Genomic DNA, 10292 nt, shown 5'->3' on the forward strand with positions numbered 1-10292 from the left:
CAACGAGGCCAAGCTCGCCGAGATCGCCGGCCGGCACGGGCTCACGTCGTACACGACGGACCTGGCGGCCGCCCTCGCCGACCCGGCCAACCAGATCTACTTCGACGCCCAGGTCACCGCCCAGCGCGAGAAGGCGATCCGGGCGGCGATCGAGGCCGGCAAGCACGTCTACACGGAGAAGCCGCTCGCCGAGGACGTCGCCGGGTCGCTGGACCTGGCCCGCCTGGCCGCCGCCAAGGGCATCAAGAACGGTGTCGTCCAGGACAAGCTGTTCCTGCCCGGCCTGCGCAAGCTCAAGCGCCTCGTCGACAGCGGGTTCTTCGGCCGGATCCTGTCGGTGCGCGGCGAGTTCGGGTACTGGGTGTTCGAGGGCGACTGGCAGGTCGCGCAGCGGCCGAGCTGGAACTACCGGGCCGAGGACGGTGGCGGCATCATCGTCGACATGTTCCCGCACTGGCACTACGTGCTGGAGCAGATCTTCGCGCCGGTGACGTCCGTGACCGCCCACATCGCCACCCACATCCCCGAGCGCGTCGACGAGAACGGCCAGGTCTACAAGGCCACCGCCGACGACGCCGCGTACGGGATCTTCGAGCTGGCCGGCGGCGTCGTCGCGCAGATCAACTCCTCCTGGGCGGTCCGGGTCAACCGCGGCGAACTGGTCGAGTTCCAGGTCGACGGGACCCACGGCAGCGCCGTCGCCGGCCTGCGCGACTGCCGCATCCAGCACCGCGGCACCACGCCGATGCCGGTGTGGAACCCGGACCTGCCGGTTACCGAGGACTTCCGGTCGCAGTGGCAGGCCGTGCCCGACAACGAGCCCTTCGACAACGGCTTCAAGGTGCAGTGGGAGGCCTTCCTGCGGCACGTCGTCGACGGCGAGCCGTTCCCGTGGGACTTCCTGGCCGGCGTGCGTGGTGTCCAGCTCGCCGAACTGGGCCTGCAGTCGGCGCGCGAGGGACGGCGTGTCGAGGTCGAGGAGCTGAGCCTGTGACCGCGACCGTCTCGCTGCCACTCGCCGATGGCACGACCGAGCGGGTCACGCTGCGGGAGCCGGGGGGCTGGCTGCGGCCGGCCGCCCCGGCGGCCAGCCGGATCGCGTACGCCGCCGCCCACGTCGTGGCCGACCCGTACGCCGACAACGCGCCCGGGCAGCCGGCCCGGCTGGACTGGGAGGCCACCCTCTCGGTGCGGCGCAACCTCTGGTCCTGGGGGCTCGGGGTCGCCGAGGCGATGGACACGGCGCAGCGGGGCATGGGGCTGGACTGGCCCGCCACCCAGGAGCTGATCCGGCGCAGCGCCGCCGAGGCCGCCGCGTGCGGCGGGCGCATCGTGGCCGGCGCCGCCACCGACCAGCTGCCCGCAACGGTGGGCAGCCTCGACGAGATCGTGGCCGCGTACGCCGAGCAGGTCGCCTTCGTCCAGGACGCCGGGGCGACGCCCGTCATGATGGCCAGTCGCCAGCTGGCGGCGCTCGCCGCCGGGCCGGACGACTACCTGCGGGTGTACGAGCAGGTGCTCTCCCAGGTCACTCAGCCGGTGGTCCTGCACTGGCTCGGCGACATGTTCGACCCGGCGCTCGCCGGCTACTGGGGCTCGCGCGACCTCGACGAGGCCACCAAGACGTTCGTGTCGCTGGTCAGCGCCCACGCCGGAGTCGTCGACGGGGTGAAGGTGTCCCTCCTTGACGCCGGGCGGGAAGTCCAGCTGCGCGAACTGCTGCCGCCGACGGTCCGGGTCTACACCGGAGACGATTTCAACTACCCCGAGCTGATCCGGGGCGACGGCCAGCGGTCCAGCCACGCGCTGCTCGGCGCGTTCGCGGCCATCGCCCCGGCGGCGTCCGCCGCGCTCCAGCGGCTCGACGCCGGCGACGAGGCGGGCTTCCTGTCGATCCTGGAGCCCACCGTCCCGTTGTCGCGGCACATCTTCTCCGCCCCGACGCAGTACTACAAGACCGGCATCGCGTTCCTGTCCTGGCTCAACGGCTTCCAGCCCGGGTTCACGATGGTCGGCGGCCTGCACAGCGGCCGTAGCGTGCCGCACCTGGTCCAGACGTTCCGCCTGGCCGACGCGGCCGGCCTGCTGCTCGACCCCGAGCTGGCCGCCGAGCGGATGCGGCAGTACCTGTCGGTGGCCGGGGTGGTGATCGCATGACCACCTCCGATCCTCGTCTGGCGAAGCTGTCCCTCAACCAGATGACGACCAAATCGTGGTCCGTACGGGAGGCCGTGGCGGGCTGCGTCAGAGCCGGCATCCCGGCGATCGGCCTGTGGCGCGAACCGGTCGCCGAGATCGGCGTCGCGGCGGCGGCGAAGGCCGTCGCCGACGCCGGGCTGCGGGTGTCGTCACTGTGCCGTGGTGGGTTCCTCACCGCGTCCGGTGACGCCGGACGCGCGGCGCTCGACGACAACCGGCGCGCCATCGACGAGGCGGCGGGTCTCGGTACCGACTGCCTCGTGCTGGTCGTCGGCGGCCTGCCGGGCGGGTCCCGGGACCTGCCCGGCGCGCGGCAGCGGGTGGCGGACGCGGTGGCCGAACTCGCGCCGTACGCGGGCGAGCGGGGCGTGCGACTGGCCCTCGAACCGCTGCACCCGATGTACTGTGCCGACCGTGCCGTCCTGTCCACCCTCGGGCAGGCGCTCGACCTCGCCGAGCGGTTCCCGGTCGAGCAGGTCGGTGTCGTCGTCGACACGTTCCACATCTGGTGGGATCCCGACGTGTGGGCGCAGATCACCCGGGCCGGCGCCCGGATCGCGAGCTTCCAGGTGTGCGACTTCCTGACCCCGCTGCCGGCCGATGTACTGCTCGGGCGCGGCATGATGGGCGACGGCCACATCGAGTTCGCGCCGTTCCAGCGGGCGGTCGAGGCAGTCGGGTACACCGGCGACACCGAGGTCGAGATTTTCAACGCCGACGTGTGGGCGACCGACCCCGACCAGGTCCTGGCCACCATGAAGCAGCGGTACGTCGACCTGGTGCTCGAAGGCTGACATGCGGGTCGTCATCGCGCCCGACTCGTTCAAGGGCAGCCTCGCCGCCGGCGAGGCTGCCCGCGCGCTCGCCCGGGGCTGGCTGGCCCGGCGGCCGGCCGACGAGGTACGTCAGCTACCCCTCGCCGACGGTGGCGAGGGAACGATCGACGCCTTCGCCTCGGCGCTGCCGCAGGCCAAGCGGATGACCGAGACGGTGTGCGGCCCCGACGGGCGCACCGTGGACGCCGACTGGCTGCTGCTGCCGGACGGGTCGGCCGTTCTCGAACTCGCCCAGTCCAGCGGCCTGCCGCTGATGCGCACCCCAGATCCGCTCGGCGCGCACACCTACGGGCTCGGCGCGGTGATGCGTGCCGCGGTGGACGCCGGTGCCACTCGGCTGGTCGTCGGGCTTGGCGGCTCGGCGTCGACCGACGGTGGCACCGGCGCGCTGCGCGCGCTGGGCCTGCGGCTGTTGGATTCCGCCGGACGCGACCTGCCGCCCGGCGGCGCGGCGCTGGTCGACCTCGCCCGGATCGATGCCGGTGGACTGCTTTCCCCGCCGCCCGGTGGGATCGACCTGCTGGTCGACGTGACCGCGCCGCTGGTCGGGCCGACCGGAGCTGCGGCCACATACGGCCCGCAGAAGGGCGCGCAGCCCGACGAGGTCGACGTGCTGGACCGGGCGCTACGCCAGCTGGCCGAGGTGGTCGGGGGCCGGCCCGACGAGCCGGGGTGCGGCGCGGCCGGTGGTACCGCGTACGGCCTGGCCGCTGTCTGGGGTGCGCGCATCCTGCCGGGAGCGCGGACGATCTCCGCGCTCGTCGGGATGCCGGCCGCGCTCGCCGACGCCGACATCGTCGTCACCGGCGAGGGGCGTTTCGACCAGACCTCGCTGACGGGCAAGGTCGTCGGGTCGCTGCTCGATCAGGCCGGGGCGGTCGAGGTGCCGGTCGGCATCGTTGCCGGCCAGGTGACCGGCGTGGTGCCCCGGTCGGTGTCGGATGCCATCTCGCTCGTGGATCTGGCCGGATCGGTCGCGGCCGCACTCGACGACCCGACCAGATGGCTGGTCGAGGCCGGCGGCGTGCTGGCCCAACGACTGGCCGGAGACTGATCCCGGTGGGCGACGGCGTACGGCCGCCCCGGGGCCGCCGGTCTTCGGCCCGCGGATCTGCGTCGACGCTGACCGTCCAATGCCGCTGGTTGCCCAAATCAGGCAGTCACGCGCCACGGACCTTCGGTCGCTGGTGGTCGGTCAGCCGGAATCCGACCCCGCGTACCGCGTCGATGGTGACGCCGGTGCCGAGTTCGTGGAGCTTGCGCCGCAGTCGCTTGACCAGGGACTGCACGTCAGCCCGGCGTTGCCGCCCCTCGTCCCGCCAGACCGACCGGTGCAGCTCGGCGTAGCTCCAGACCCGGACCGGCTCGGCGGTCAGGCAGATCAGCAGGTCGTGCTCGAGTCGGGTCAGGCCGACCGTCCGGTCCCGACAGCGAGCGGTGGACCGGGCCGAGTCGATCAGCAGCGTGTCGGCCACCGGGGGCGGCTCGTCGAGCGCCGGCGCGGACGACGCCCCGGAAGGTGGCGGCGGCGCCACGATCAGCCTGCGCAGCTCGTCGAGGTCGGCGACCAGCAGCAGGGGCGCGATGCCGTCAAGGCGCTCGGCGAGCCAGATCCGCTCGGCCGGCGAGGCCGTCACCGCTATCAACAGGGGGAACTGCTCCTCGGCCGGGTCGGACCCACCCGGCGCAGTGCTCTCGTCATCCTCGGCCACGGCACCCACCCGGAGACGATGGGCAGTATCTGCCCACCTTCGTTGTGGTCGTGACGAAAACTGTCAAGCTCGTCGCCATGCTGGCAACTCTTAGTGACATGTTGCTGACGTCATGTGCTTGATCGTCCTTTCAGCCCGGCCATAGTGTCCAGACGGGTAGCCAGCGTGATCCGCGCGGCACCTGAGGGGCATGGGGTTTCGCCCGTACATCCCGTCCATTTCCGGAAGCGAATCTCCCGCACCCTTCGTCACAGTCGATCAACCCTGGATCGTTCTGGAGGAGGCAGCACCCATGCTGGAACGTCGACACAGGAGGCGCACAGCCAGATCTCTGGTGAGCGCCGGCGCGGCCTTGGTCCTCGCCGCGACAGGTTTGGCCGCGACCAGCTCCGGAGCACAGGCCGCGTCGGCCGGGGCAGGAGCAGGCGCAGTCTCCCCATCGGACAAGATCCGCCCGGAGCTGACGAAACAGTTACAGGCCGAGCGGGAGGGCGACTTCTGGATCCGGTTCAACGACAAGGCGGACCTGGGCCAGGCCAGTGCGATCAAGGACTGGGCGAAGCGCGGCACCGCGGTCGCGGACGCGTTGAAGAAGACCGCCGCAGACAGCCAGGCGAAGATCCGTGCCGAGCTCGACGCCGCGAGCGTGAAGTACCAGACGTTCTGGGCCACCAACGCCATCAAGGTGAGCGACGGCTCGCTGACGATGGCGCAGAACTTCGCCGCCCACGCCGAGGTCGAGGGCCTGTACGCCCCGATCGCCTACAAGGTGCCCGAGGTCACCAAGGGCACCGACGAGAAGGCGGTGAACGCCGTCGAGTGGGGCATCGCGAACATCAACGCTGACGACGTCTGGTCCCAGTACGGCGTCACGGGTGCGGGCATCACGGTGGCGAACATCGACACCGGAGCCCAGTTCAACCACCCGGCACTGGTCAACTCCTACCGCGGCAACAACGGCGACGGCACCTTCGACCACAACTACAACTGGTTCAACGCCGCCGGGACCTGCGCCGCCGCGCCCTGCGACAGCAACGGCCACGGCACCCACACCATGGGCACGATGGCCGGCTCCGACGGTGCGAACCAGATCGGCGTCGCCCCCGGGGTCAAGTGGATCGCGGCCAACGGCTGCTGTCCCTCCGACGCCGCGCTGATCTCCTCCGGCCAGTGGATGCTCGAGCCTCGGGACATCAACGGCCAGAACCCGGACGCCAGCAAGCGGCCGAACATCATCAACAACTCGTGGGGTACGACGTTGCCCTCCAACGACCCGTTCATGGAGGACGTGACGCTCGCCTGGACCGCGTCGGGCATCTTCGGGGTCTGGTCCAACGGAAACAACGGTCCCGGATGCCAGACCAGTGGCTCCCCGGGCAGTCTGACCAGCAACTACTCCGCCGGCGCGTACGACATCAACAACAACATCGCCAGCTTCTCCTCCCGCGGCGCGGGACAGGGCGGCACGATCAAGCCCAACATCTCGGCGCCCGGGGTGAACGTGCGGTCGAGCCTCCCGGGCAGCAGCTACGGCACCGCGAACGGCACCTCGATGGCCGCTCCGCACCTGGCCGGCGCGATCGCACTGTTGTGGTCGGCGGCGCCAGCACTGGTCGGTGACGTCAACGCGACGCGTACCCTGCTGAACACCACCGCGGTCGACAAGGCCGACGCCCAGTGCGGCGGCACCGCGAGCAACAACAACGTCTACGGCGAGGGCCGGCTGGACGCGCTCGCGCTGCTCAACGCCGCCCCGATCGGTGACACCGGCACCCTGGCCGGCACGATCACGGATGCCGCCACCGGTGCCCCGATCGCGGGTGCCGCGGTGGCGCTGACCGGTCCGGCGGACCGCCAGCTGACCACCGGGGCCGACGGAAAGTACTCCTCGCTCCTTCCGGTCGGTGCCTACCAGGTCGCCGTGACGGCGTTCGGCTATGCGAGCCGGACCGTGTCGGCGACCATCAACAAGGACGCGACCACGACGACCAACGTGGCGCTGACCGCGGTGCCGAGCATCACCGTCAGCGGAACGGTCACCGACGGCTCCGGCCACGGCTGGCCGCTCTACGCGAAGGTGAGCGTCGAGGGTGGGTCCGGTGTGTCCGACTACACCACTCCCGCCGACGGCCGGTACAGCCTGAAGCTCCCGGCCGGGGCGACGTACACCCTGAAGATCGAGCCGCAGTATCCGGGCTATCAGACGGTGACCCGGGAGGTCGTGGTCGGCTCGAGTGACGTCACGACGGATGTCGCCGTGCGGGTGGTGGCCAACGCCTGCACCACCGCGCCCGGATACCGCTACGGCTCCGACGGTGTGTACGAGACCTTCGACGGCGCCACCGCGCCGGCTGGCTGGTCCGTGGTGGACCACATGGGCAACGGTCAGGTCTGGAGGTTCACCGACAACGGTAACCGCAGCAACCTGACCGGCGGCAACGGCAACTTCGCCATCATCGACAGTGACAACTACGGCAGCGGCCAGCGGCAGGACACCTCGCTGGTGAGCCCGGTCGTCGACCTGACCGACGTCGCCACCCCGGTGATCCGGTTCAACCAGGACTTCCGGCACCTTGGCGCCGCCAACCGGGCCGACGTCGATCTCAGCCTCGACGGCGGCACCACCTGGACCAACGTGCTGCGGCAGTCGACCAATGTCCGCGGCCCACTGGTGACCGAGGTCCCGATCCCGCAGGCCGCGGGCAACGCGCAGACCCGGGTCCGGTTCCACTACTACGACGCCACCTGGGCCTGGTGGTGGCAGGTCGACAACGTGTTGATCGGCAGCGAGGTCAGCTGCAAGCCGGTCGACGGTGGCCTGGTGCTCGGCCACGTCCGCGACAAGAACGACGACGGCTACGTCAACGGCGCCACGGTCACCAGCGACGACCGGCCGGCGGAGAAGGCCACCTCCGCAGCGACTCCGGACGACCCCGACCTGCCGGACGGCTTCTTCTGGATGTTCTCGTCCCTGACGGACACCCACAAGTTCACCGCGACGGCCGGCCGGTACGTCAGCCAGAGCAAGCAGGTCGACGTCCGGGCCCACGCGGCGACGGCGGTCGAGTTCCAGCTCGCGGCCGGCCGGCTGTCGGTTCAGCCGGACCAGGTGAGCGGAACGGTCCAGATGCCCTCCGGCAAGGTCAGCAGGACGTTCACCGTGACCAACACCGGCGGGGCTCCGGTCGACGTCGAGTTCGGTGAGCGGGACGGCGGGTTCGAGCTGCTCCGGGCCGACGGGTCTCGAATCAACCAGCAGCACGTCCTCAACTCCATCGGCGCGCCGGAACAGCGGCTCACGGTTCCGACGTCGTTCGCCGCGGCGGCGTCCGGCAAGACCGCGACGGCGGCCTCCGCCGCGGTCGCCCCGCACGCCGAACCCTGGACGAACATCGCCAACTACCCGGCGAACGTGATGGACAACCGGGTGGTGAACCTGGGCGGCAAGGTCTACTCGATCGGCGGCGGCAACGGATCGGCCTCCACGGCGAAGAACTACGTCTACGATCCGATCGCACAGAACTGGGCGCCGATCGCCGACCTTCCCGGTGCGCGCAACGCCATGGCGGTGGGCGTCGTGGACGGGAAGATCATCGCGACCGGCGGCTGGGCGGCGGCCGGCCCCGACGCCACCACCTGGTCGTACGACCCGGCGGCCAACTCCTGGACGAGGAAGGCCGACAACCCCGCGCCGCGCTCGGCTGCCGGGCAGGCGGTCGTCGACGGCAAGCTGTACGCCATCGGTGGCTGCACCACCTCGTCCTGTACGCCGATGTCGAACAGCGTCGTCCGGTACGACCCGGGCGGTGACCGGTGGGAGACGCTGCCCAACTACCCGAGGTCGGTGGCCTTCGCCGCCTGCGGCGGGATCGACGGCGTCGTCTACTGCACCGGTGGAAACGACGGGTCCGTGGCGTTGAAGGCCAGCTACGCCTTCGACCCGGGGGCCAACAGCTGGACCGCCGTCGCCGACGCGCCGGTCGACACCTGGGCCAGCTCGTTCGCCGTCGCGAACGGCAAGCTCCTGGTCGTCGGCGGGGTGCAGGCCGGAGCCGTCACGAACGCCGGCTTCGGCTACGACCCGGCCACCAACTCGTGGTCCAACCTGCCGAACGCCAACACGGCGCGGTACCGCGGTGCTGCGGCGTGCGGTTTCTACAAGGTCGGCGGCTCGTCCGGCAGCTTCAACGCGACACCGGACAGCGAGGTGCTGCCCGGTCTCGAGGAGTGTGCCGGGCGGCCCGCCGACGTCAGTTGGATGACGATCGACAAGACGGCGGTCACGCTGGCGCCGGGCGACAAGGTCACGGTCACCGTCGGGATGACCGCGAGCGTCGACCAGCCGGGAACCTACTCCGGCCTGGTCTCGATCAAGCAGAACACGCCGTACCAGGTGCAGCCGGTCGTGGTGACGATGAACGTGCAGCCGCCGAAGTCGTGGGGCAAGCTGCTGGGCACGGTCACCGGAACGAGCTGCCAGGGAGCGAGTGCACCGATCTCCGATGCGCTCGTCCAGGTCGACTCGAAGCGGCTGTCGTGGTCCTTCGCCACCGACGCCGAGGGTAGGTACGCCTACTGGCTCGACAGCCAGCACAACCCGCTGACCATCATCGTCGCCAAGGACGGCTGGAAGCCCCAGACCCGCAAGACGTCGATCGGCGGTGGCGCACCGAAGGTGGAGAACTTCGCGCTCTCCCCGATCCGCTGTTGACAGCTGACCGCTAGCTGACAGGTCCGGCCCGCCTGGTTTCCGACCGGCGGGCCGGACTCAGCTTCGCCGGCTGCGAGCCGCGGCCACAGCGGTGCGGCGTCAGGGGCACGGCACCGGTCAGGCCGCGGCGAGGCGGAAGCCGACCCCGCGGACCGCCTGGATCGTCGCGGCGGCGTCCAGCCGGGCGAGCTTGCGTCGTACCCGCCGCACCACCGAGTGCATGTGCGAACCGCGGCCGAGATGCTGGTTGCCCCAGACCTCAAGGTGCAGCCGTTCATACGTCCAGACCTGTCCGGGCACGCCGACCAGGCACAACAGGACATCGTGCTCCAGCGGCGTCAGCTCGATCTCGCGGTCCAGCCAGCGCAGCACCCGTCGGTCGGAATCGATCATCAGGGTGGCTGGTGGCCGGTCGTCGTCCGCCACCGCCGCGCCGATCACCGTCTCGACGGGCGGGGCCACCATCGCGGCGGGGCCCGTCGCGGCCACGTCGAGGAACTTCCGGGCCTGCTCGGCGCTGGAGACGATCAGAAACGCCTCGGTCCCGCCGAGCAGCTGTGCCAGTTGTCTGCGCTCAGCCGGCGAGGATCCGATGCCGATGGCCAAGGACGGTGCCGGGACATCCGTCATCCGCCACCCCCTCCGCTGGCTTCTGCCGATCTTGTCGCGATGATCCGCCATATGCAATAGAAAACTGCAAGTTTATTGATGCGTGAGGAAGTGGCCGGAGCGGCAATGTGACCGCCCAGCCTGTCGAACTCGCCGCGCGGGAACCGGTTGACCGTGGTCGGCCGAGCGGGCCGGTGGAGCTCAGGCGCCGATGGCGCGCAGGTT

Annotated in this window: 7 protein-coding genes; 5 read left to right on the plus strand and 2 right to left on the minus strand. The window is 70.7% G+C overall.

Annotated features, from left to right (window positions below):
• The 4 genes from AB0M52_RS23815 to AB0M52_RS23830 form a co-directional block, all read left to right on the plus strand.
• Positions 1 to 994: Gfo/Idh/MocA family oxidoreductase (locus AB0M52_RS23815; RefSeq protein WP_363957567.1), on the plus strand; the 994-nt coding region annotated here is incomplete at its 5' end.
• Positions 991 to 2157, plus strand: a complete 1167-nt coding sequence (locus AB0M52_RS23820; RefSeq protein ID WP_363957570.1) for a dihydrodipicolinate synthase family protein — start codon at positions 991 to 993, stop codon at positions 2155 to 2157. The genes AB0M52_RS23815 and AB0M52_RS23820, both read left to right, overlap by 4 nt.
• Positions 2154 to 2993, plus strand: a complete 840-nt coding sequence (locus AB0M52_RS23825; RefSeq protein WP_363957573.1) for a sugar phosphate isomerase/epimerase family protein — start codon at positions 2154 to 2156, stop codon at positions 2991 to 2993. The genes AB0M52_RS23820 and AB0M52_RS23825 overlap by 4 nt, the downstream gene beginning before the upstream one ends.
• Before the next feature lies 1 nt (position 2994).
• Positions 2995 to 4089: a glycerate kinase gene (locus tag AB0M52_RS23830; RefSeq protein WP_363957576.1), complete on the plus strand. Its 1095-nt coding sequence runs from the start codon at positions 2995 to 2997 to the stop codon at positions 4087 to 4089.
• Positions 4090 to 4195: 106 nt separating this feature from the next.
• Here the strand turns inward: AB0M52_RS23830 and AB0M52_RS23835 are convergent, their stop codons facing one another.
• Positions 4196 to 4747 (minus strand): winged helix-turn-helix domain-containing protein, encoded by a 552-nt coding sequence (locus tag AB0M52_RS23835; protein ID WP_363957579.1) that lies wholly within the window; start codon positions 4745 to 4747, stop codon positions 4196 to 4198.
• 334 nt (positions 4748 to 5081) lie between these two features.
• Here AB0M52_RS23835 and AB0M52_RS23840 point away from each other — a divergent pair, with 334 nt between their 5' ends.
• Entirely contained in the window at positions 5082 to 9458 is a 4377-nt protein-coding gene (locus tag AB0M52_RS23840) for a S8 family serine peptidase (protein WP_363957582.1), read from the plus strand.
• A gap of 117 nt (positions 9459 to 9575) precedes the next feature.
• Here AB0M52_RS23840 and AB0M52_RS23845 read toward each other — a convergent pair whose 3' ends face one another.
• Positions 9576 to 10088: a winged helix-turn-helix domain-containing protein gene (locus AB0M52_RS23845; protein WP_363957585.1), complete on the minus strand. Its 513-nt coding sequence runs from the start codon at positions 10086 to 10088 to the stop codon at positions 9576 to 9578.
• Positions 10089 to 10292: the final 204 nt, after the last annotated feature.

Source organism: Micromonospora sp. NPDC051296, assembly GCF_040682255.1.
Taxonomy (GTDB): domain Bacteria; phylum Actinomycetota; class Actinomycetes; order Mycobacteriales; family Micromonosporaceae; genus Micromonospora; species Micromonospora craterilacus.